A 21598-nucleotide genomic window follows, 5' to 3' on the forward strand; every position below is an offset into this window, starting at 1 on the left:
TCGCGGGTGACCGGCTGCTGGCGCAGCCTGCGGGCATGGACATTGGCCGGTTTGCCGTCCGGGCCGGGGACGCAGGTGTCGTCCCAGGACTCCGGTACGAACAGCCGCCAGTTCAGCACCGCCGAAGCGGCGTCGGTCGCGGCGTGGACGCTGACGGCGATCTGGCAGTTGGCGACCTTGCCGAGGGTGCCGGAGTACTGCCGGGCCACGCACGCAGACGCCTTGCCGTCCTTGGGGAACCCGGTGTCGTCCACCACCCACACCCGGGGTGTCACCAGGTCGATCGCGGCCGTGGCCAGCCGTCGCCGCACACCGGCGACATCCCAGGTGGAAGAGGTCAGGAACTGCTGCAACTGCTGGTGATCGACCCCGAGCCGTTCGGCCATCGGCTGCATCGACTTCCGCCGGCCGTCCAGCATCAGCCCACGCAGATACCGCAGACCGGTCGCCCGCTGATCCGACCGCCGCAACCCCGCGAAGATCCCTGCCGCGAAGTCCTCCAACCGCGCCCGCACCCGAACGAGATCCCGCTCATCCACCGCGGCAGCCAAACACCGCCACGACGCTCATACAAGCGACACGCCACAACGACTTAACAAAGCACTACTAGTGCCACGTCTCTGAACGTTGATCGTGTAATCCGTCGGTTCTGAAATCGTCGTACTGGTGGTGTTGGTTTCGGTTTGTGCCTCGTCGTCGGGATCCTGCTGCGTCGATCTCGCCGCGCAACTCGGGGCCCGTGGAGTCACCGCCAACGTGGTCGCGCCCGGGCACATCGCCGACACCGAGTTCCTCCGTGACCAACTCACCGACGAACGCCGCGACGAACTCATCGCCGCCACCCCACACCGGCCGCGCCGGTATGCCGGACGACGTGGCAACCACCGTCCACTACGACGAACTCGTCGTCCGATACGAAGCCGCCCTCATCGTAGTTGGGTTGTGGAGACGAGCCCTCGTTCGTAGGCGGCGATGACGAGCTGTGCGCGGTCGCGGGCGTGCAGCTTGGACAGGAGGCTGCCGATGTGGGTCTTCACGGTTCCCATCGAGATGCTGAGGGCTTGGGCGATCTCCTGGTTGGACAGGCCACGGCCGACGAGGGTGAGCACTTCCGTCTCTCGATCGGTGAGCACACTCTGAGTCCGCGCTGTTCTCGGTGCGGACTGGTCGAGGTAGTGCTTTACGAGACGGGTGAGGATGCTCGGGGCGAACAGTGACTCGCCACTATGGGTGCGCCGTATCGCGTCGATGAGCTGGCCGGGTTCGGCGTCTTTGAGGAGGAAGCCGCTGGCTCCGGCTCGGAGTGCGGCGTGGACGTATTCATCCAGCTCGAACATGCTGAGCACGAGGATGCGGGTGCTGGTCAAGGCAGGGTCGGCGGTGATGCGGCGGGTGGCGTCGATGCCGTCACCGCCAGGCATGCGGATGTCCATGAGCACGACGTCGGGGCGTAGTTGTCCGGCGCGGGCGACGGCCGCCTCGCCGGTGTCCGCCTCGCCGGCGACAACGAGGTCGGGTGCGCTGTCGATGATGAGCCGGAGGCTGTGGCGGATGAGGGGTTGGTCGTCAACGACGAGCACTTGCACGCTCATCGGCGCTCCGCCCGGTCAGCGGTCTCAGGCAGGCGTGCGGTGACTCGGTAGCCGGGGCCGGCGCGTTCGGCATGCAAGCTACCGCCCAACGCGCCGACGCGCTCGCGTAGGCCTGCCAGGCCCGCTCCGGCGCCGGGGTGGGGCACCCAGCCGGGGGTGGGCCCGTCGTCGGCGACCGTGGCGATGATCGCGTCACTGTCGCGGTGGACGGCGATGTGGGCGCTGGCGGGTCCGGCGTGTCGGGCGGTGTTGGCGAGGGCCTCGCGCACGATCGCGCATACGGTGAGCTGCACGCCTGCGGACACCTCGCCGATGTCGCCGATGTCGAGGGTCACGGTGACTCCGCTCATACGAGCGGCGTGCACGATGTGGGGAAGGTCGTCCAGGGTCTCGGCAGGTCGCAGAGGTACGTCGTCGCCGGGGGTGCGCAACACCGTGAGCAGGCGGCGCAACTCGGTGGTGGCCTGGCGACCAGCGCGTTCGATGTCGATCAGCGCGGCGACGCGTTCCGCGTCCCCGGCTGGCCCGGTGAGGGTGCGTGCGGCGGCGGCACGGACGGTGATGAGTCCAAGCCCGTGGGAGGCGAGGTCGTGTAGGTCGCGGGCGATGCGCAGCCGCTCGGCGTGCGCGGCCCGTTCGGCTGCCCAGGCGGTCAGTTCGTCTTCGTAGATGCGCCGCTGCCGGCGGGTGCGAAGCAGCGCCCACGCCAGCACCGAAACAGCGCAGCTGGCGGCGGCGAGCAGGACGGCAAGGGTTCCGGCCGGCTGGCCAACGCCGATGGTCGACAGCGCGAGGACAAGGGTCGCGAGCAGGAGGGCGGTGATCAGCCACACGCGTGAGCGCAGCACGGGCCGATCGGTGGATTCCACCTGTCCAAGTCTAGGTTTCTGGCCGCCCCGCGCACATCGGACCTGAGTCCGACAGACCACGGTCAGAGGAGCACGGCGAGGTCCCGACTCGGGGCCGATGCCTGCGCGACGTGATCGGTCTGAGATGTTGGTCATGCTCTTGATCGAACAACTCGTCAAACGCCACGGCTCCCGCACCGTTCTCGACCACGTCGGCTTCGAGACACGAGCGGGGAGGTTGACCGCGTTCCTTGGCCCGAACGGCGCGGGTAAGTCCTCCACGCTGCGGATCCTGCTCGGGCTGGACCGCGCCGATGGCGGCAGCGCCCTCGTCGGCCGCCGCCCGTACCGGAGCCTGCGGAATCCGCTCCGCACGGTCGGGTCGATGCTCGACGGCTCCGGCGCACACCGCTCCCGCACGGCACGAAACCACCTGGCCTGGGTGGCGCGCAGCAACGGCATCCCAAGCCGTCGCATCGGAGAAGTGCTGGAACAGGTCGGACTGACCGACGCCGGCAGGGTCCGCGTCGGCCGGTACTCGCTGGGCATGGGCCAACGTCTCGGGCTGGCGACGGCGCTGTTGGGCGAGCCGGAGGCGCTCGTGCTGGATGAGCCGGTCAACGGCCTGGACCCGGAGGGCATCCGTTGGATTCGCGGGCTGCTGCGCCGCCACGCGGACGCCGGCGGCACCGTGCTGCTGTCCAGCCACCTGATGGGTGAGGTCGCAGGACTCGCCGATGACCTCGTGATCATCGCGGGCGGTCGGATCGTCAAAGCCGGGACTCTGGCGGAGGTGACCGCCGGGCACGGCAGCCTGGAAGACGCCTTCTTCGCCCTCACCGGCGGCGGAAACGGAGTCGGGCGATGAACGCATCGAACACGTTCGCAGCGGAGCTGCGCAAGACAGCGACCCTGCCCGCCGCGTGGGCCGGGGTCGCAGTGGCGCTGCTCGGATCGGTCGCGATCACGCTGCTGAACGCCTTCTCGACTCGTGCCGCGCTCGACGCGGGCCAGCCGGAGACGGGAGCGTTCACCTCACCGTTCGAAACGGCCTTCGCCGCGATGCCGCTGGGCACCGTCGGCGCGGTTGTCATCGGGGTCATCGTCTTCAGCAGCGAGTACACGGCCAACAGCACCGATGCCGGCGGGGGCCGGCAGATCACGGCAGCCCTCACCGCATCCCCGCGCAGGGCGGGCCTCCTCGCGGCGAAGGCGGCCACCATCGTCGTGCTCGTCGCAGTGGTCGCCGTGGTCACCCTGCCCATCACCGTCGGCATCGCACGGGCCGTCATCGGCGAGGCCGGAACCGAAACCGTGACGCTCGACGAAGCGGTGACGCGCTGTCTCGGTGGCACCCTCTACTGGGCTCTCACCGGGCTCATCGCGTTTGCGATCACGGTGCTGACCCGCAGCGGCATCATCCCGCTCATCGTTCTCATCGTGAACAGCTCTGTGGTGTCATTCTCGCTGCTGCTGACGAACCTCACCCCGCTCGCGCACTGGCTTCCCGATATGGCCGGCCGCAGGCTCTTCGGCGGCCTCTACACCATCGAGGGCGGGCTGGACGCCGTACCGGGCGCGCTCGTCATGGGTGGCTGGGCACTCGCCCTGCTCATCGTCGCCACAGTCGTCTTCCACCGCCGAGACGCGTGAACATCGTGCGCATCGGAAACGTCACCACGGCCGAACTCGACAAGCTCCGCACCCTGCCCGCAACGGCGCTCACCGCCATCGGCGCGATCGCCACCGGCATCGTGATCGCCGCAGCCCTCGCCGCCTCCGCAGTCGCTCAGGGCGCGCAGGCATCAGCCGTCGACATCACCCTCCAGACGGTGCCGTTCGCGCAGGCGGGGTTCGTTCTGCTGGGTATCCTGCCCGCTACGCACGAGCACGCCGGCCGCCAGCTCAGCACGACCCTCACGTCCGTGCCGAAACGCGGCCTGTTGGTCACCGGCAAGACGGTTGCCGCGCTCCTCGTCGTCGCCGTCACTGCGGCATTGAGTATCGGCGCAAGCCTCGCCGCCGCCACGATCACCCAGCACCTGACAGACGCCCCGTCCCCTGCCGACGACGGCGAGCCGGGGCTTCTCGCCGGCGCGGCGGCTTACCTCACGCTGATCGGCCTGTTCTCCCACGCCGTCGCATTGCTCGTGCGACACCTCGTGCCCGCACTCGTCGGAACGCTCAGCCTCGTGCTCATCGTCTCACCCGTGCTCGCCGGGGTCACCGAACACGCCCGCTGGCTCCCCGACCGCGCCATCGCACAGCTATACGACAATACGGACACCACACTCACCCCGGGTACCGGCGCTCTCATCGCCCTCGCGTGGATCGTCCTAATCGGCAGCATCGCGATCGCACGGTTCATCCGGCACGAACCATGAATACCGTCACCGGTAAGCCCTGCGACGTTCAGTGTCCTCGCGACGGTTCTGCGGTTCCGGACTCGGGTGGTGCGGCAGCACGTGCTCGGCGAGTCCTGCAGCACGTCGTCGACCGGCCGGTCGCCCTGCCTGAGGTTAAGCATGATGTGGTCCGCGCCGAGGTCGGCGGGCCGTTCGATGTGTTGCAGCAGTCCGTGGCGTCCGGTGCGCAGGCCGAACCGGATCGGCTCAGCCACCGCGGTCGGGCGTCGACCGCCTCTCGCAATCCTGCTCCGCGTGCGGCGAGGTCGGCGCGGAACAGCGGGTACTCCGCCGGTCAGTCGTTGTCCGGCGGCAGCTCAATGCCGATGGTGGGCCGTCCGGACGCGATCGCGCAGGGCATTCTCACCGGCCATCGGAGCCTCACTCCTGACTACTGACCGTGGGGATGCCGAGCTTCTCGAGGACCCGCTGGGCGGTAGCGACGCTGGACTGCGGGTTCTGGCCGGTGACGAGGTTGCCGTCGACCACGACGGTGTTCGACCACGGCGTGGCCACCTCGACCGTCGCGCCATGCTCGCGCAGCGCCGTCTCGACCCACCACGGGGTGGCGTCGCCGAGGCCGCCCTGGCGTTCCTCCTCGTCGGTGAAGACGACCAGCCGGCGGCCGGCGAAGGTGAACGCGCCGTCGGGACGGCGGGCGGCGAGCAGCGCCGCCGGCCCGTGGCAGAGGGCGGCTATGAGTTGGCCGCGGCCGTCGGCATCGGTGAGCAGCCGCCCGAGGTCGGTGTCGGTGGCGAGGTCGGCCATCGGGCCGTGCCCGCCCGGGATGTAGATGGCGTCGTACGCGGACGCGTCCACCTCGGCGATGGCGAGGGGCTTGGCCAGGTCGGCGGAGATGCTGGCGAGGTAGTCGCGGAATGTGGCGGCGTCGGCGTCGCTGACCCCGCCCCTGAAGTCGAGGCTGATCGCGTCGACGGTCGGGGCGACGCCGCCGGGTGTGGCGATGTCGACCTCGACGCCGGCGTCACGGAAGACCTTGTGCGAGGCGGCGAGCTCCTCGGCCCAGAAACCCGTCGGGTGGTCGGTGCCGTCAGCGAGGGTCAGGCTGTCGGCGCCGGTGACGATCATCAGGATCTTGGTCATGGGAGGCTCTCCAATGCGGTACGAGGAATCGACACTCTGTGGTTCGTCGGGCGAGAGACGGGCCGGTTGTCGTGGCTGTGCACCGGGACGTCGTTGTCCTAGGTGCACCGTTCGTCGTCAGGCCCAGGTGCCGGCGGTGGTGGCCGCGGCGGGCGTTGCGTTGTTGCGTACGGCGTGCCGGGTGGCGATCAGCAGGACCAGGAGACCGGCGAAGCTGAGCGCGGCGCCGTCCCACAACGTGGAGGTGTAGCCGAAGCCGGCGGTGATGGTCACGCCGCCGAGCCAGGCGCCGAGGGCGTTGCCGACGTTGAAGGCGGCAATGTTGGCGCCGGATGCCAGCGTCGGCGCCTGCCCGGCGTACTGCATGATCCGCATCTGCAGGCCGGGGACGGTGGCGAAGCCGAACGCGCCCATGAGCGCCAGCGAGACGACGGTCATGATCTGGCTCGGTGCCGTGATGGCGAAGACGACCAGGACCGCGGTCAGTGCGGCCAGGACGGCGATGAGCGTCCCGGACACCGACCGGTCGGCGGCCCTGCCGCCAAGGGTGTTGCCGGCGAACAGGCCCACACCGAACAGCATCAGCAGCCACGGGACGGTGCCGGTGGCGAAGCCGCTGACCTCGGTCAGGGTGTACGCGATGTAGGTGAACGCTCCGAACATGCCCCCGAAGCCGAGGACTGTGATCAGAAGCGAGAACCACACCTGCGGGTGGACGAATGCCCTGAGCTCGTGGCGCAGCCCACCGGTGGCGGCGGTGGCGGCACGTGACGGGACCAGGGCGACCATGCCGACCAGGGCGACGACGCCGATGGCGGTGATCGCCCAGAACGTGGACCGCCAGCCCAGTTGCTGGCCGAGGAAGGTGCCGAACGGGACGCCGAGCACGTTGGCGGCGGTGAGCCCGGTGAACATCATGGCGATCGCGGCCGCCTGGCGGGACGGCGCGACAAGGCTCGCCGCAACGACTGAGCCGATGCCGAAGAACGCGCCGTGGCTCAGTGCGGCGACGATGCGGCCGGCCATCATCAGCTCGTACGTCCCGGCCAGCGCCGAGGTCACGTTGCCGGCGATGAACAGGAGCATCAGCCCCGTCAGGACGTGCTTGCGGTTGAACCGGGTGACGGCGGCGGTCAGGCCGATCGCGCCGACGGCGACGGACAGGGCGTAGCCGGAGATCAGCCACCCGGCGGCGGACTCGGTGACGGCGAAGTCGGTGGCGACCTCGGGCAGCAGGCCCATGATCACGAACTCGGTGAGCCCGATGCCGAACCCGCCGATCGCGAGAGCGAGCAGGCCCGGAGGAATCTTCTTCGGATCAGCGGACATCGTTTCTCCCGTAGCGGACATGTGCAGCGCCTGCAACTACCGGCGCGTGCAATCCGATACTTGCGCACGCCGCCTATCGGCGCAAGCGTGCCATTGGCCACATGGCTAGCGTCTGCAACTATCCGCGTACGCAGCTAGAATCGCGCCAGGCATCCAACCGCTTCGGACGGCTGGGGCGGCAACGGCAAGGAGCACGGGACGTGGGCATCGGCGACGACGCGGTCGAGATCCGCGCCCAGGGCTGGCGGACCCTCGCGGCCCTGCACGGCCTCATCGACACCGCCCTGGAGAAGGCCCTGCAGGCCGAGCACCACCTGTCGGTCGTGGAATACACGGTCCTCGACGCCCTGTCCCGGCAGGACGGGTGGCACATGCGCATGCAGCAGCTCGCCCGCGCCGCCGCCCTGTCCAGCAGCGCCACCACCCGACTGGTCAACCGCCTCGAAGACCGTGGCCTGCTCACCCGCATCCTGTGCCAGGACGACCGCCGCGGCATCTACACGGAGCTCACCGAGCAGGGCTGGGCGCTACTCAACCAGGCGCGTCCGACGCACGACGAGACTCTCGCCACCGCGTTGGCGCAGGCCGAGGAACTCCCGGAGCTGGCGCCGCTGGTCGACGCCTTGCATCGCCTGCCCGCCAAGCCTCCGCAAGCCGCCAGTCTCTAACTTGATCTTCAACCTCGGTACGGCATGCCCTGCGACTGGTGCGTCCGCTGCATGTTGACGCAGGCACCCGGCGTCGATCGCGGCCTGCGCGGCCCCTGATCGGCGAACTCGCCGGAGGCGTCGAACAGTTCGTGGCGCAGTATCAGGCGGCCGCGTTCGATCTTGCCCGTGGCGGTCGGGGACGACGGCGGCCACCAGGCGCATGACGACGTCCTCCCGGCGGAATCCCGCCCGCCACCCGACGCGGATCATGCCGACGAGCTGCCGAAGCTTCAGATCACGCAACTGCGGCTGGAGCACCAGAACCTCAACCGCGGTTCATCTCAAGTCGCGGTGGGAGCGTCGTCGAGCCCCAGTTGCGTGAGCGCGGCGACCGCATGCCCTCGCGCCTCGGCTCGGGTTGGCGCGGCCCTCAGACCGAGCAGACGCTGACGGTGCGGTTCACCTAGCAGGAGAGTGAACAGCGCACGCGCCAGGTCGGGATCCGGCTCAGGGAGACGTTCGCCGAGTGCCCGGATGTAGGACTCGGGGCCGTCGCGGTAGAACCGTTTGGCCAGGTCGGGAAAGGCGTGGGCCTCGGTGACCATCAGCCGGTGCAGCCCGATCGCCTCATCGGAGTGCAGCGCGGAGACGATCTTGGTCGCGAGCCCGGTCAGGGTGTCGTCTTCGTCACCGGCCGGGCCAAGGGTGCGTTGGCGAAGCCGTTCGACAGCGGCAACGAACATCTCGGTCCGGTCGCCGAAGTAGCTGTAGATGGTGCGCTTGGCGACGTGAGCTGTCGCGGCCACATCGTCAAGCGAGACCTGACCGAACCCGCCTGCGACGAACAGGTGCACTGCGGCATCCAGGATCTCGTCGCGCCGCCGGGTCCGCTCCGCCTCGGTCGGGCGACCCCGCTTGCGACGGGGCGCCTGCGACGGGCTGACGCTCATCACGGTTCCTCTCATCGACAACTGGTCGCCACCGATCCTATAATGAAACGGCCTACGTTTCATTACCTGGTCGATGTTGATCTCAACCAACGTTGGGACCTTGACGTCGGCCCGCAGGGAGGCGCCCACGATCGACTCATCCGTCGGCTGTGGCGCGCCCGGGCGAGAAGGAGACCCACATGCCCTCGAGCACGCCGGCCAGCACGGCCGCCCGGACCAACAAGTCCACGACGAGGAGCAGGCGCACGACCTCGGCGAACACAGAACCGCCAACTGTCAGTGACGAGCAGTTGCTGGCGTTCTACCGGCAGATGGTGCTGATCCGCCGGTTCGAGGAGCGCGCCGCCCGTGCCTACACCGAGGCGAAGGTCGGCGGCTACTGCCACCTGAACCTTGGCGAGGAGGCCACCGTCGCCGGCCTCATGGCCGCGCTCGACGACTCCGACTACGTGTTCGCCAACTACCGGGAGCACGGGTACGCGATCGCCCGCGGCATCGGCCCAGAACGGGTGATGGCCGAGCTGTACGGCCGCACCGACGGTGTATCGCGGGGGTGGGGCGGGTCGATGCACATGTTCGACATTGCGTCCCGGTTCATGGGCGGGTACGGCGTCGTCGGCGGCCAGTTGCCACTCGCGACCGGGGCCGCGCTGGCCATTGACTACCGCGGCGGTTCCGAAGCGGTGATGTGCCTGATGGGCGACGGCACCACAAACATCGGCGCCTTCCACGAGTGCCTCAACATCGCCGCCCTATGGAACCTGCCGATCGTCTACGTCGTGATCAACAACGGACTCGGCATGGGCACCACCGTCGAGCAGTCGTCCGCCGAACCCGAACTGCACAAGCGCGCGTCCTCCTACCGGATGCCCTCCGCCCGCGTGGACGGCAACGACCCGGTCGCCGTCCACGGAGCCGCCAAGGCCGCACTGGCCAGTGCCCGTGCCGGGAAGCCGTACCTGCTGGAGACCGTCTCCGGCCGCCTGAAGGGGCACTCGGTGGTGGATCCGGCGAAGTACCGCAGCAAGGAGGAAGCCGAGGCGTTGAAAGCGGCCGACCCCATCGCGGCCTACGCCGTCCGACTCCACGATCAAGGACTGCTGACCGACGAATTGATCACCGAGATCGACACCGAGGTCGCCACCACGGTTGCCGCAGCCGCCGCGTTCGCCGATGCCAGCCCGTACCCGGAGGTGTCGACATTGTTCGACTACACCTATGCGACTCCGGTGCCGAACGACTCCCGTCGACTGCCCGGTGGCGCGCTCTTCCCCGCCGCGCCGCGGCCGACCGCCCAGCAGATCGGAGCTTCAGCATGAGTGTGATCACGTACCGGCAGGCGCTGCACGATGCTCTGCGGTCGGAGATGCTGCGCGACGAGAACGTGTTCTTGATCGGTGAGGAGATCGGCCTGTTCGAGGGCTCTTACAAGATCACCGCCGGCATGCTCGCCGAGTTCGGCCCGAAGCGGGTGCGGGACACCCCGATCGCCGAGGAGGGCTTCACCGGCGCCGCGATCGGCGCCGCCATGCTCGGCTTGCGGCCGGTGGTGGAGATCATGACGATCAACTTCTCGCTACTCGCCCTGGACCAGATCGTCAACCACGCCGCCAAGATCTACGGCATGTTCGGCGGCCAGGCGAAGGTGCCGATGGTCATCCGCACCCCGGGCGGCGGCGGGCAGCAGCTCGGCGCCACCCACTCGCAGAACATCGAGCTCTACTACGCCTTCGTCCCCGGCATGAAGGTCGTCGCCCCCTCCACCCCTGCCGACGCCAAGGCGCTGATGCTGGCCGCGATCCGCGACGACGACCCCGTCCTCGTGTTGGAGAACCTGGCGCTCTACAACACTCAGGGCGAGGTGCATGACGAGGACGTACCGGCCGAGATCGGCAAGGCAAAGATCACTCGCGAAGGTTCCGACATCAGCGTCGTCGCCTACTCCCGGATGGCGGCGGTCGCACTCCAGGTAGCCGAGCAGCTCGCCGAAAGTGATGGGATCGATGTCGAGGTGGTCGACCTACGCAGCCTCCGCCCGCTGGATCGGGAGACGATCATCGCCTCGGTCCGAAAGACAAACTGCGCCGTCGTCCTCGAAGACGACTGGCTCACCTACGGCATCGGCGCCGAGATCGCCGCGACCATCTCCGACGGCGCCTTCGACTGGCTCGACGCCCCCGTCCGCCGCGTCGCGATGGCCGAAATCCCACTCCCCTATTCCAAGCCGCTTGAGACCGCGGCTCTGCCCTCCGCCGACGACGCGATCACCGCAATCCGCCAAACCCTCGACGCCGTCGCCCGGCGCCGCTGACCGGAGACCTTTCATGATCGACATCCTCATGCCGCGCCTGTCCGACACCATGGAAGAAGGCGCCATCTCCACCTGGCACAAACAACCCGGCGACCCGGTCGCCGCCGGCGACATCCTCGTCGACATCGAGACCGACAAGGCCGTCATGGAGTACGAGGCCTACGAGAGCGGCACCCTGGTCGAGATCCTCGTCCCCGAAGGGGAGAACGCCGCCATCGGTACACCCATTGCCCGCCTGAACGACGGATCCGCTGACGAGACCGTCACACGCGCGCAAGGGGCGCACGCGGAGCCGGCCGTCCCCGAACCAGCAGATGATCATGGCGCCACCGACGCAGTCGACGAGGCTCCGACACCGGCCGCTGCGGAACGATCACCCGCACTCGCGGCGACCGCGGTGAAGCTGGAGCACCGGGCCGCGACCCCGTTGGTACGCAAGCTTGCGCGGGAACGCGGTATCGATCTGAGCAGCGTCACCGGCACGGGTCCCGGTGGTCGGATCGTCCGCGCGGATCTCGACGCCCTCGGATCGGAGCCGACGCCTGCACCGATTGCCAACGAACCGGCCGAGACCGGATCGCCTGCCCCTGCCACGGCTGATGTCGCCGCACCGTCTGCGCAGGACGGGCGTGAACCGACCACGGTGCCCTTCGATCCGGTGCGACAGGCGATCGCGAGGCGGCTCACCGAGAGCGCGACAACCATCCCGACCTTCACCGTGACCGCATCCGCCGATCTGGAGGAGCTCCTCGCGCTCCGGGCGCAGCTGAACGCCGCGCTGCACGATGCCGGACGCAAGGTGACTGTCAACGACCTCATGGTGCGGGCGGTCGCGCTCGCCCTACGCGAGCACCCCGGCGTCAACGCGTCCTACTCCCCCGAGGACCGTGGCCAAACCCTGCTGCACGGGCGGGTCAACATCGGCATCGCCGTCGCCTCCCCGGCCGGGCTCGTAGTGCCGGTGATCCGCGATGCCGACCGGACGTCGGTCACGGCGATCTCCGCGCAGACCCGAGCTCTAGCCGACAAGGCTGCGAGCCGGACGCTGAACACGGCCGACATGGCCGACGGGACGTTCACAATCAGCAACCTCGGCATGTACGGAGTCGAGCACTTCACCGCGATCATCAACCCGCCCCAGGGTGCGATCCTCGCCGTCGGCGCCGCGACACCGGAGCCCACGCTGTCCGGGGAGACGCTGGAAGCGCGGCACCGGATGCGATACACGCTCACGGCCGACCACCGCATCATCGACGGCGCCCTGGCCGCGCAGTTCCTCGCCACCCTCACCGACCTGCTCGAGCATCCGCTGCGGATCGTGGCGTGACCGGGATCGTGGTGACCGGGTCGACCGGTTGAGCGGGCCCGCTGCCCGAGAGCTCAACTCACCGCTTGGCGCTGAGCGGCGCCGTCCCGGGGACGCCGCTCAGCAGCCGCCGCTCAGTGGAAGGAGCTGTAGAAGTCGCTGAGCACGTTGTGCACGTTGTCCCGGTCGTAGTTCTCGATCCCGAGGATGAGGGCCAGCAGTTGCGTGGTGTCCTTGGGAATCTGGCACTTCGCCTCGGCGACGAGTTCGTCGAGCATCCAGTGCAGGAGCTGGGCCATGGGCGCCTGGGCGGCAAGGTCGGAGTTGATGGTGAACCGGATGGTGCCGTCCAAGTTGATGACCGTCGAGTGGTTCAGCACCTTCGGATCGGTTCGCACCACCAGCCGCTCCTCCGCCCGCATCAGCGCCAGCATCGCGCCGTGCAGTGCCTGGCGTCGTTGACGACGTCGACGATCTTGTTTTTGAGTTCGTCCACGGCGGCGCTGAGATGGGCGTTGCCGGCAGCGGAGGGCACGACCCCGTCGAGGGAGTCCTGCACCTCCTTGAACAGGGTGGCCGCCTGCTGCACGGTCGCGCCGCGTACCGAGATCTGCTCCATCCAGGTCCCGCTGGCCAGGGCGGCAACTTTGTCGAGCCGGGCGGTCAACTGGTCGCGGCGCCGCCCTGCCGGCAGCGCACCGACCTCGGGATGCAACCGCTGCAGCTCGCAGGCCATCAGCACCCGGTAGGTCTGGAACACCTCGCGCCGGCCGAGATCGAGTGCCTTCCTGGTCGCTTCGTCGGGAAACGGGAACATGTGGAAGCTCCTTCGCTCTGCCGGCCCGGCCTGGTCAGCCGAACGCTGGCAGAGAGGTAGCACCCGAGCGGCCGTGGCAGTCAGTAGCGCGTCGACCATCGGACAGTGAGTGTGCCCATCGTCCGGAGCCGTCGGCCGGAAGGTCGGCCACGAGGCGATGGTCGGGCCGATGAGCGTGAGCCGGGCGCCAGGCCGACGCACCGGACCCCGACGTCCGGCGTACGGCCCACATCCGAGCGCTGCGCGGCTTTCGCCGGCTTGACGCGAACTCCCGCCATCTGACATCGCCCGCCGAAGGAAGGCGTATCTACTCGCATCGATCGCGCTCCGTAAGGACGTCCACCCGCCCACGCCACCACCTCGGGGCGAACGGCGATCCCCCATCATCGGGAGGAAATGTGTCTACCAGTCTCGCGGGAAGAGCGCGTCGTTCGACGCTCGCCCTGCTCACCGGCGCGGCGCTGGCGACGCTGTTGTCCGTCACCGCAGCCGGCGCCGCACCCCTCGACAGCCGCGGCGGCCCCACCACCACCGCCGCCGTCGACGTGTACATGCAGGACACCCCCGCCGACGTGGGGCTCCAGCCCCACGCGCTCAACCCGCTCTGGCAGAGCCCGGACATCAAGGTCTGCCACACCGCCGTCGAGTGCCCGACCAGCCAGAACCCGATCGTCGGCCAGCGGAACTACATCTTCATCAAGCTGCGCAACCCCGGCCCGTACGGCAACAGCGTCATGGAGGAGGGCACGATCTGGGTCTACCGGACCACGCCCGGCGGCGGCGCGGCCTGGCCGGGCGCGTGGACGCAGATCGGGGCGATGGCCGTGCCGGTCTACCCGGGCGTCACCTCGGTGACGATCCCGTGGGACAACGTGCCCGGCCCGGGTCACTTCTGCCTGCTGGCCCGCTGGATCTCCCCGAACGACCCGATGACCTTCGAGGGACCGGACATCGGCGTCAACACCCGCAACAACAACAACATCGCCTGGCGCAACGTCGACTCCGTGGCGCTGACCGCCGGCGGCCAGGGGCAGACCCGGCCGTTCGCCATCGGCAACACCCTGACCCGGGCGGCTCGCAGCAGCGTGGTGTTCAGCCAGACCGGGACCCCCTTCCAGGCCGCCGGTGGCCGCCTCGTCGCCGACCTCGGACCGACCCTGTTCGAGCGCTGGGTCAAGGGCGGCAAGGCCGGCAAGGGTGTCCGTGAGGTGGGCCGTAACCAGGTCGAGATCGTCGACATCGGCCAGGCCAGCCTGGACAACCTGGAGCTCGGTCCCGGTGAGCGGATCGCCTTCTCGCTGAACTTCGCGGCAGCCGTGCCGACCCGGGAGAAGATGGCCGTCAACGTGACCCAGGTCGGCCCGGACACCACCGGCGCCACCCGGGCCGACCTCGGCGGCGTGCGGTACGACATCACGGTGGACCAGCAGACCAGGTAGCACTCCTGGAGGGGTGTGGACGGAGGTCGCGGACGGAGCCCCGCGACCTCCGTTCCGCCTGTCCGGCCGGCGCCACCGGCGGACCTCCGTCGCCAGGCGGTGTCCCGTTCAGCGCAGGCTGACCCAGGCGGTCGCCACCGCATACCCGTCGGTGTGGGCGCAGAGCTGGACCGGGCCGGCGGGCGGTGCCCCCATCGAGAAGTAGCCCACCGCGTCCACCGGCACCTCCTCGTACTGGCCGGCGGAGGTCCGGGCGGTGACCCGCCCGCCCCGGGCCGGCGAGAGCTGCCCGACGACGCCGGTCGGGGTCACCTCGATCTCGACCACGACCGCACCCGTGCGGAACGTCAGCGTGCGGGCCGAGCCGGTGGACCGGGTGAGTCCGGCCGGCTGCGGGTCGCAGGCCGAGTCGAAGGTCAGCTCGGCGAGGGCCAGCTCGGCGTCGACGCTCCGCCAGCTGAACGCGGCCCGGGCCGCGGCCAGGAACTCCTCCGGCACCGGGCCGGAGTCCCGCAGGGCGGCCCTCAACTCGGCCAGCAGGGCGTCGTCAGCGGCTGGCGGCCACGGCTCCATCCCGGTCACCTCCGCTCCCGTCGTCACCCGCGCACGCCCTGACGAAAGGGGCGAGCGCCGGACAGTTCCGCAGCTTGTGCAGGCACCGGGCCTGGGTCGGACCGACACTGCCCACCGGCATGCCCAGCCGCGTACCGATCTCGCGGTAGCTGACCGGCGGATCGGCCATCAGCAGGGTGAGCAGGTCCCGGCAGCGCGGCGGCAACTGCGCGAACGCCTCCCGCAGCGCCTGCTGCCGCTCGGCGCGCAGCAGGTCCTCGTCCGGGGTGACCGGATCCACCAGCAGGGAGGCGCCGACGTGCCCGTCGACGGAGTCGTCGTACGGGTCGAACGGCTGGGTCCGCCGGCCGAGGCGCAGCAGCCGGAAACACTCGCGTCGGGTGGTGGTGATCAGCCAGGCGGGCAGCGCGTTCGACTCCCGCAGCCGTCCCAGGTGCTCCACCGCGCGAAGCCAGACGGTCTGGTTCACGTCCGCCGCGTCGACCTGGTCGAGTCCGTAGGACCGGATCACCGTGAGCACCAGTGGGGTGTAGCGGCGGACCAGCTCGCCCCACGCGAGTTCGTCACCGGAACAGGCGGCGGCGACCAGTCCGACCGTGCCGCGCTCGCTCACCGGGACACCACCCCGCGCGCCGATGCCGGCCTCACGCGACGAGTACGCCGTAGTCGGGATGCCAGCGAGGGCCGGCGATCAGCGCGGCGCGGGCCGCCTCGGCGCCGAGCCCGGCGCTGGTCATCAGCGCGGCCAGTCGCCCCGCGACGTGGCCGGTGGCGAACGAGGTGCCCGCCCAGGCGGCGAAGCCGTCGAAGTACCGGGTCGGTTGGCCCGGCAACTCCAGCCGGCCCCTGACGTAGGTGCTGCTCCGCTCCCCCACGGCACAGGCGTCCACCCACGGCCCGTGGTTGCTGTACGGCGCCGGGCCCGGGCCGGTGGGTCCGGCAGTCACCGCGCCCACCGCCAAGACGCGGTCCAGGGCGGCCGGCCAGGCCCGCCGGCTGGTGCCGGCGTTGCCCGCCGACGCCACCACGGCCCTGCCGGGCAGCCCGGCCAGCGCGTTGACCAGTGGCAGCGGAGGTTGGTCGTCCTGGGTGAAGTAGCCCAGGGAGAGGTTGATGACCGACACCTGCGGCCCGAGCCGGCCAAGGGCGGCGACCAGCATCTCCTCGTCACCGACGCCGGTGGCGTCCAGCGCGGCCTCGGGATCGAAACGTACGCCCGGCGCCGCCTGCCGGACCACGCCGGCGACGAAGGTGCCGTGACCTCCCTGCAGCGCCAACACGTCGGCGCCGACGTAGACCGCGTCCTCGTCGTCGACCTCGGCGAGATAGCTGCCGCCCAGCCACTGCGGATGCTGGGCCCCGGCCTGCCGCCAGATGCCGGTGTCGCAGATCCCCACCGTCACTCCCGCGCCCTCACCCGCGCGCGCCGGATCCGGCGCCGGCAGAGCACCCGCGACCCGGGGCGGACCGCCCGGGTTGCCCATGATGTTGCCGAAGCCGAGCAGGGCGTGGTGCGGCTGGACCAGGGGAGCCTCCTGCCCGGGCCACTGCTGCGGGTCGCGGAGCTTGGTCACCACCGACGGGATGTCGGTCTCGGCGGCGAAGCGGAGCCGGGCGACCCCGCCGAAGCCGACGCCCTCGGCGACGGAGTGCCCGTAGCTGCGCAGCCGACTCATCACCCGCTGCACGTCGGGGCGGGCCACCAGGAGTTGCCGCGGCCGATAGAGGAACTCCCGGCCGGCGACGGCGTACCGGCGCAGGTCGGGGTCGGCGCCCAGGGCCTCCATAAAGATCCGCTGGTAGGTCGCGTCGGGCGATTCGCTGGCAACGGCAGGGCCGGCTCCCCCGACGAGACCGAGCGGCGCCGCCGCGGCGGCCAGGGCGGACCAGGCCATGAGCTGCCGGCGGGACAACCCGGCGGGCGGGCGCGACGCGAAGGAGTCGTCAGACGGCACCGGTCCTCCAGGCGGTCGAAGATGCATGGTCGGCGACGGGCCGGGGCAGCTACGGAAGCGCTCTCCGAGGCACCGGACGATTATTTCAAAGGATAGTCGAGTGTCAATTGATCGTCGGTCAGGCGACTGATGCCCGATACACCTCGACGCGATTGACCTGGGAGCGCGACTGCGGGATTCTGCTTGGCATGGCCGACAGCGCCGTTTCCGGTGCCGTCACGGCCCAGACCGCGCTCGACGCCGTGCAACGCTACCCCCGCGAGGCGATCGCGATCAGTCGGCAGGTCCTCACCGCCGGCCACCCCGACGCCGACGAGCGGTCCACCGCCGAACGCGCCATCGGGCTGGCCCTGCGGGAACTCAACGACCTGCCGGGCGCCCTGCGGCACCTGCGCCGGGCGGTGCGGTTCGCCGACTCGCCCCGGGTGCGGGCGCTGGCCCGGATGAGCCTCGGGTACGTCCTGGCCAACGCCGGGCGCACCGGTCCGGCACTGCGCGCCGTGACCCTGGCCCTCCCCCGGCTGACCGGCGCCGACGCCGGCCGGGCCCGCATGCAGCGGGGCGTCGTCCTGCACTACCGGGGGCGGTTCGACGAGGCGGTCCGGGACTACGGCATCGCGGTGGAGATCGCCCAGCGCGAGGGTGACCTGCTGCTGGAGGCGCGGGCGCGCAACAACCGTGGGCTGCTCAACGCCCACCGGGGCACCAGTCGGAACGCCGACGACGACCTCTTCCGCTCCGCGGCGATCTTCAGTCAGCTCGGACTCGACCTGGCCGCCGCCGACGCCCGCTGGAACATGGGCATCGCCGCCGGCCAGCGCGGCGACGTCGCGGGCGCCCTGCGCAGCTTCGCCACCGTCGACGACGAGTACCGCCGGCTGTCCGTGCCCCGGCCGGCGCTACTGCTGGACCGGTTCGAACTGCTGCTCTCGGTGCCGCTGATCGACGAGGCGGTCGAGGTGGCCACCTCCGCCGTGACGGAGCTGCGGCGGCGGGGCATGGCCTCGGATCTCGCCGAGGCGCTGCTGGCCCGGGCCCGGGCGGCGCTGCTCGCCGGCGACCTGGGGACCGCCGCGGAGACCGCCGCCTCGGCCCGGGTCCGCTTCCGCCGCCAGGGACGCCGCATCTGGGCCGCCTTCGCCCGGCACGTCGAGCTGCGCGCCGACTTTGCCCGGGGCACCCGGTCGGTGGCCCTGCTCACCGCCATGGTGCGAACCGCGGAGCAGCTCGACGCCACCGGCTGGCCCTCGCCGGCCCTGACCACCCGGATCGAGGCCGCCCGGCTGGCCGAGGCGTTGGGCCGGCCCGCCCGGGCGGCCGGGCTGCTGGCGGTGGCGGCCCGCGCGCACCGCCGGGGCACCGCGCCCCACCGGGCCCAGGGCTGGTACGCGCTCGCCCTGCACCGCCGGCTCGACGGTGACCTGCGGGGCGCGGCCCGGGCCCTGCGCCGGGGACTGGCGGTGCTCGACGGCCACCGGGCCTCCCTGGGCGCCACCGAGCTACGCGCACACAGCGGGGCGTACGGGCACGAACTGGCTGCCGAGGGGCTGGACATCGCCGTCCGCACCGGCACGCCCGCCCAGGTGCTCGGCTGGGCGGAGCGCTGGCGGGCCAACGCCCTGCGGATGCGCGCGGTGCAGCCGCCGCCGGACCCCGAGCTCGCCACCGCCCTGGCCGAGCTGCGGATGGTCAGCACCGCCCTGGAGGACGCGTTGCTCGCCGGCCACCCGGTGCACGCGCTGCGGCGCAGCCAGGCTCGACTCGAACAGCGCATCCGGGAACTGGCCCGGGGAGCGGACGGCGGAGTCCGGGGAGCCGACGGCGACGGCCTGGCGACACCGCCCACGGTACGCGCCCTCGCCGACGCGCTCGGCGACGCCGTGCTGCTGGAGCTGGTGGCGCACGGACCACGGCTGCGGGCGGTCCTGGTCCGCGACGGCCGGACCAGCCTGCACGACCTCGGCCCGCTCGACGAGGCACTGACTCGGGCCCGCCTGCACCGGTTCGGGCTGCGCCGACTCGTCACCACCGGCGACTCGGCCAGCGCCCGGGCCGGCGTCGAGTTCGCCACCACCGCGCTGGACCAGCAGCTCTTCGACCCGGTCCGCCGGCTGCTCGGCGACCGGCCACTGGTGATCGTCCCGATCGGCGCCCTGCACGCCGTACCCTGGTCGGGCCTGCCGACCTGCGCCGGCCGCCCGGTGACGGTGGCCCCCTCGGCGACGGTCTGGCTGCGTGCCACCGGCCGGACCGTCCCGGCCGGCCCACCGGTGCTGGTGGCCGGGCCCCGGCTGCCTGCCGCCGAGAACGAGGTACGCCAGCTCCGCGCGGCCCTGCCCGGCTCCCGCGCCCTGACCGGTGACGGCGCCACCGCCGACGCCGTCACCGACGCGCTGAACGGGACAGGGCTGGCGCACGTCGCCGCCCACGGCACCTTCCGCGCCGACAACCCGCTCTTCTCCACGCTGGAACTGGCCGACGGGCCGTTGACCGCGTACGAGTTGGAGCGCCTGACCCGCCCACCGGGCTGCGTGGTGCTCTCCGCCTGCGACTCCGGCCTCTCGGGCGTCCGGCCGGGCGACGAGGTCATGGGCTTCACCGCCGTGCTGCTGGCCCTCGGTGCCCGCAGCCTGATCGCCACCGTGTTGCCGGTCCCGGCCGACCTGACCACCGCGCTGATGCTCGACCTGCACCGTCGGATGCGCGCCGGCGCCGCACCGGCGGTGGCGCTCGCCGACGCCCAGCGCGCGTTCGCCACCGCCGACGGTGGCGGCGCCGCCCATGCCACCGCCGCCGCCTTCGTCTGCTTCGGCGCCGGCTGAAGGCGTGCGGCGACGGCATTGCACACGGCAGCAGGCGCTGACGGCCCGAGTCAGCGCGGCGCGGCGCGACCCGCGGCTGCCGTCACGCCGGCACGCCCGACACGGCGTCCGCGACGTTGCCCTGGTAGCAGGTGGTGGTGGAGATGCTGGGGGCGGTGACCACCGGGCCGTAGACGACGTATCGCTGGCCTGTCTGCACGTTGCGGCACTGGATCTGGACCCGGTAGGTGCCGGTGTCGCACTGGGCGGTGCCGCGGCCGTAGTAGTGGCTGCTTCCCTGGTGGACCCACTCCGCCCAGGAGACGCAACCGGTGACGCCGACCGTGGGCAGTGGGTCCTCGACGGGGTACACGCCCTCGGCGACGTTACCGCTGTAGCAGGTGGTGGTGGCCGTGCCCGGCGCGTTCACCGCATAACCTCCGTAGACGACGTACCCCACGCCCGTCTGCAGGTTGCGGCACTGAAGCTTGACCTTGTAGCGGCCGGTGGCGCACTGCACGTTGCCGCGACCGTAGTAGTAGCTGTTGCTGCCTTCCTGCACCCACTCCACCCACGTCGTGCAGCCGGTGGGAGCGACCTGGACGCCGAGGTCGGATTGCGCCACCGCGTGGGCCGGCGCCGGGGCGGCCTGTGCGGGTACGGCCAAGGCGGAAAGGCCGAGAACGACCGCTGCGACCAGCGTGAACGAATGCCTGATCAAGTCTGTCTCCTGACGGGAGGGTAGGAGTTTCTGCCGAACGGCAGGGACCATGTTAGGAAGATCTTTGAACAACGTCTATGGATCCATCGCCATCATGGGTGCCGCCGATGCGCCGCCACGCGATCCGCATCAGTCCACCTCCGGCAAGCCGGAGAGTCCCCACCAACACATCGGGTACGCCCGATCCGCTGCCCGCTTGCCACGGCAAGAGCATTGGGCATAATCGATTCGCTCGCAAGGCACCCGATCGAGAGGAAACGCATGAAGCGCAACGTCGTACGCGTGCTGGCGGTCATGGCCGTCGTCGCCGCCGGATCGGCCGTGGCGTCCGCGCCGGCCGCCGCCAGCGATGGCCCTGGTGACATCTGCGTGACCAACCAGGCCACCTGGCTGCGCGACCAGCCCTGGGGCAACGTCCTACGCACCTTGAGCCCCGGGCGAGGCTTCCGCGTTCACTCGATCTACGGCGGCAGTGACATTCAGACCTGGTACTACGGCCACGGGGCCGAGGCGCCGGGGCAGGACGGCTGGATCCCGGCCGCCAACTGCGACTGGTAGAGCTGAACCTCTGACCTGCCCACCGTTGTTCAGCTGCTCCCAAGCAACCGGAGCGGTCGACCGGGAGCTGCGCGGCATACGTGAGGAGCGGCTGCGCAGGGCGGACGCCGCGTTCGGGCGCAGCGACCTGGCGGCGCACCTGCGCGACCGGCTTGCCGACGTGGAACGTGCCCCGTTCCGGTGTGACGGGGGTGCATGCGACGTCGGCGGCTCGGCGCGGGTGGCCTCCCGCGCCGAGC

23 protein-coding genes are annotated in these 21598 nt (G+C 70.7%); 11 read left to right on the plus strand and 12 right to left on the minus strand.

Annotated elements, in window-relative coordinates:
* The 3 genes from AB0G13_RS07330 to AB0G13_RS07340 all read right to left on the minus strand — a co-directional run.
* Window positions 1-539: transposase (locus tag AB0G13_RS07330; protein WP_357870238.1), on the minus strand; the 539-nt coding region annotated here is incomplete at its 3' end.
* Window positions 540-926: 387 nt separating this feature from the next.
* Window positions 927-1592 (minus strand): response regulator transcription factor, encoded by a 666-nt coding sequence (locus AB0G13_RS07335; RefSeq protein WP_357870241.1) that lies wholly within the window; start codon window positions 1590-1592, stop codon window positions 927-929.
* Window positions 1589-2461 (minus strand): histidine kinase, encoded by an 873-nt coding sequence (locus tag AB0G13_RS07340; RefSeq protein WP_357870243.1) that lies wholly within the window; start codon window positions 2459-2461, stop codon window positions 1589-1591. Before AB0G13_RS07340 ends, AB0G13_RS07335 begins: the two co-directional genes overlap by 4 nt.
* Before the next feature lie 97 nt (window positions 2462-2558).
* Between AB0G13_RS07340 and AB0G13_RS07345 the strand changes: the two genes are divergently transcribed.
* Genes AB0G13_RS07345 through AB0G13_RS07355 form a run of 3 tightly spaced genes read left to right on the plus strand, consistent with a single transcriptional unit; the run spans window position 2559 to window position 4824 of the window.
* Window positions 2559-3308: an ATP-binding cassette domain-containing protein gene (locus tag AB0G13_RS07345; protein ID WP_357870246.1), complete on the plus strand. Its 750-nt coding sequence runs from the start codon at window positions 2559-2561 to the stop codon at window positions 3306-3308.
* On the plus strand, window positions 3305-4093 hold the full coding sequence (locus AB0G13_RS07350; protein ID WP_357870249.1) for a hypothetical protein: 789 nt from the start codon (window positions 3305-3307) through the stop codon (window positions 4091-4093). The genes AB0G13_RS07345 and AB0G13_RS07350 overlap by 4 nt, the downstream gene beginning before the upstream one ends.
* Window positions 4090-4824 carry a hypothetical protein gene (locus tag AB0G13_RS07355; protein ID WP_357870251.1) on the plus strand — a complete coding sequence of 245 codons (735 nt, stop codon included), beginning with the start codon at window positions 4090-4092 and terminating at the stop codon, window positions 4822-4824. Before AB0G13_RS07350 ends, AB0G13_RS07355 begins: the two co-directional genes overlap by 4 nt.
* 402 nt (window positions 4825-5226) lie before the next feature.
* Here the strand turns inward: AB0G13_RS07355 and AB0G13_RS07360 are convergent, their stop codons facing one another.
* Window positions 5227-5949 carry a type 1 glutamine amidotransferase domain-containing protein gene (locus AB0G13_RS07360; RefSeq protein WP_357870254.1) on the minus strand — a complete coding sequence of 241 codons (723 nt, stop codon included), beginning with the start codon at window positions 5947-5949 and terminating at the stop codon, window positions 5227-5229.
* Between the two features lie 117 nt (window positions 5950-6066).
* Window positions 6067-7278 carry an MFS transporter gene (locus tag AB0G13_RS07365; RefSeq protein ID WP_357870257.1) on the minus strand — a complete coding sequence of 404 codons (1212 nt, stop codon included), beginning with the start codon at window positions 7276-7278 and terminating at the stop codon, window positions 6067-6069.
* A 200-nt stretch (window positions 7279-7478) separates the two neighbouring features.
* On the opposite strand from AB0G13_RS07365, the gene AB0G13_RS07370 reads away from it, so the two are divergent.
* A complete protein-coding gene (locus AB0G13_RS07370) occupies window positions 7479-7946 on the plus strand; it encodes a MarR family transcriptional regulator (RefSeq protein ID WP_357870260.1) in 468 nt (155 codons plus the stop codon).
* 323 nt (window positions 7947-8269) lie between these two features.
* Here AB0G13_RS07370 and AB0G13_RS07375 read toward each other — a convergent pair whose 3' ends face one another.
* Entirely contained in the window at window positions 8270-9007 is a 738-nt protein-coding gene (locus AB0G13_RS07375; protein WP_357870262.1) for a TetR/AcrR family transcriptional regulator, read from the minus strand.
* A 50-nt stretch (window positions 9008-9057) separates the two neighbouring features.
* On the opposite strand from AB0G13_RS07375, the gene pdhA reads away from it, so the two are divergent.
* From pdhA to AB0G13_RS07390, 3 genes are read left to right on the plus strand one after another with little or no spacing between them, the layout of a single operon-like run.
* Entirely contained in the window at window positions 9058-10197 is a 1140-nt protein-coding gene (gene pdhA / locus AB0G13_RS07380) for a pyruvate dehydrogenase (acetyl-transferring) E1 component subunit alpha (protein WP_357870264.1), read from the plus strand.
* Window positions 10198-10199: 2 nt separating this feature from the next.
* Complete coding sequence (locus tag AB0G13_RS07385; RefSeq protein ID WP_357870267.1) at window positions 10200-11189, plus strand: alpha-ketoacid dehydrogenase subunit beta; 990 nt, start codon at window positions 10200-10202, stop codon at window positions 11187-11189.
* Between the two features lie 13 nt (window positions 11190-11202).
* A complete protein-coding gene (locus AB0G13_RS07390; protein ID WP_357870270.1) occupies window positions 11203-12516 on the plus strand; it encodes a dihydrolipoamide acetyltransferase family protein in 1314 nt (437 codons plus the stop codon).
* Between the two features lie 113 nt (window positions 12517-12629).
* On the opposite strand, the gene AB0G13_RS07395 is transcribed toward AB0G13_RS07390, so the two are convergent.
* Both AB0G13_RS07395 and AB0G13_RS07400 read right to left on the minus strand, forming a co-directional pair.
* Window positions 12630-12917, minus strand: a complete 288-nt coding sequence (locus AB0G13_RS07395) for a hypothetical protein (RefSeq protein ID WP_357870272.1) — start codon at window positions 12915-12917, stop codon at window positions 12630-12632.
* Window positions 12917-13312, minus strand: coding sequence for a hypothetical protein (locus AB0G13_RS07400; protein WP_357870275.1), 396 nt, complete (start codon window positions 13310-13312; stop codon window positions 12917-12919). The genes AB0G13_RS07395 and AB0G13_RS07400 overlap by 1 nt, the downstream gene beginning before the upstream one ends.
* 398 nt (window positions 13313-13710) lie before the next feature.
* On the opposite strand from AB0G13_RS07400, the gene AB0G13_RS07405 reads away from it, so the two are divergent.
* Window positions 13711-14751, plus strand: coding sequence for a hypothetical protein (locus tag AB0G13_RS07405; protein WP_357870277.1), 1041 nt, complete (start codon window positions 13711-13713; stop codon window positions 14749-14751).
* A gap of 108 nt (window positions 14752-14859) precedes the next feature.
* On the opposite strand, the gene AB0G13_RS07410 is transcribed toward AB0G13_RS07405, so the two are convergent.
* Genes AB0G13_RS07410 through AB0G13_RS07420 form a run of 3 tightly spaced genes read right to left on the minus strand, consistent with a single transcriptional unit; the run spans window position 14860 to window position 17279 of the window.
* Window positions 14860-15324, minus strand: coding sequence for a hypothetical protein (locus AB0G13_RS07410; protein ID WP_357870279.1), 465 nt, complete (start codon window positions 15322-15324; stop codon window positions 14860-14862).
* Window positions 15299-15937 carry a sigma-70 family RNA polymerase sigma factor gene (locus AB0G13_RS07415; protein WP_357870282.1) on the minus strand — a complete coding sequence of 213 codons (639 nt, stop codon included), beginning with the start codon at window positions 15935-15937 and terminating at the stop codon, window positions 15299-15301. The genes AB0G13_RS07410 and AB0G13_RS07415 overlap by 26 nt, the downstream gene beginning before the upstream one ends.
* A gap of 31 nt (window positions 15938-15968) precedes the next feature.
* Window positions 15969-17279 carry a S8/S53 family peptidase gene (locus AB0G13_RS07420; RefSeq protein WP_357870285.1) on the minus strand — a complete coding sequence of 437 codons (1311 nt, stop codon included), beginning with the start codon at window positions 17277-17279 and terminating at the stop codon, window positions 15969-15971.
* A 188-nt stretch (window positions 17280-17467) separates the two neighbouring features.
* Between AB0G13_RS07420 and AB0G13_RS07425 the strand changes: the two genes are divergently transcribed.
* Window positions 17468-20101 carry a CHAT domain-containing tetratricopeptide repeat protein gene (locus AB0G13_RS07425; RefSeq protein WP_357870287.1) on the plus strand — a complete coding sequence of 878 codons (2634 nt, stop codon included), beginning with the start codon at window positions 17468-17470 and terminating at the stop codon, window positions 20099-20101.
* 82 nt (window positions 20102-20183) lie between these two features.
* Here AB0G13_RS07425 and AB0G13_RS07430 read toward each other — a convergent pair whose 3' ends face one another.
* The gene (locus AB0G13_RS07430; protein ID WP_357870289.1) at window positions 20184-20801 is read right to left on the minus strand and encodes a hypothetical protein; all 618 of its coding nucleotides are present in this window, start codon (window positions 20799-20801) and stop codon (window positions 20184-20186) included.
* A 261-nt stretch (window positions 20802-21062) separates the two neighbouring features.
* Here AB0G13_RS07430 and AB0G13_RS07435 point away from each other — a divergent pair, with 261 nt between their 5' ends.
* Complete coding sequence (locus tag AB0G13_RS07435; RefSeq protein WP_357870292.1) at window positions 21063-21359, plus strand: hypothetical protein; 297 nt, start codon at window positions 21063-21065, stop codon at window positions 21357-21359.
* A 25-nt stretch (window positions 21360-21384) separates the two neighbouring features.
* The coding region (locus AB0G13_RS07440; protein ID WP_357870294.1) for a hypothetical protein at window positions 21385-21598 on the plus strand (214 nt) is incomplete at its 3' end.

This window comes from Micromonospora sp. NPDC023633 (assembly GCF_040640035.1).
GTDB lineage: Bacteria > Actinomycetota > Actinomycetes > Mycobacteriales > Micromonosporaceae > Micromonospora.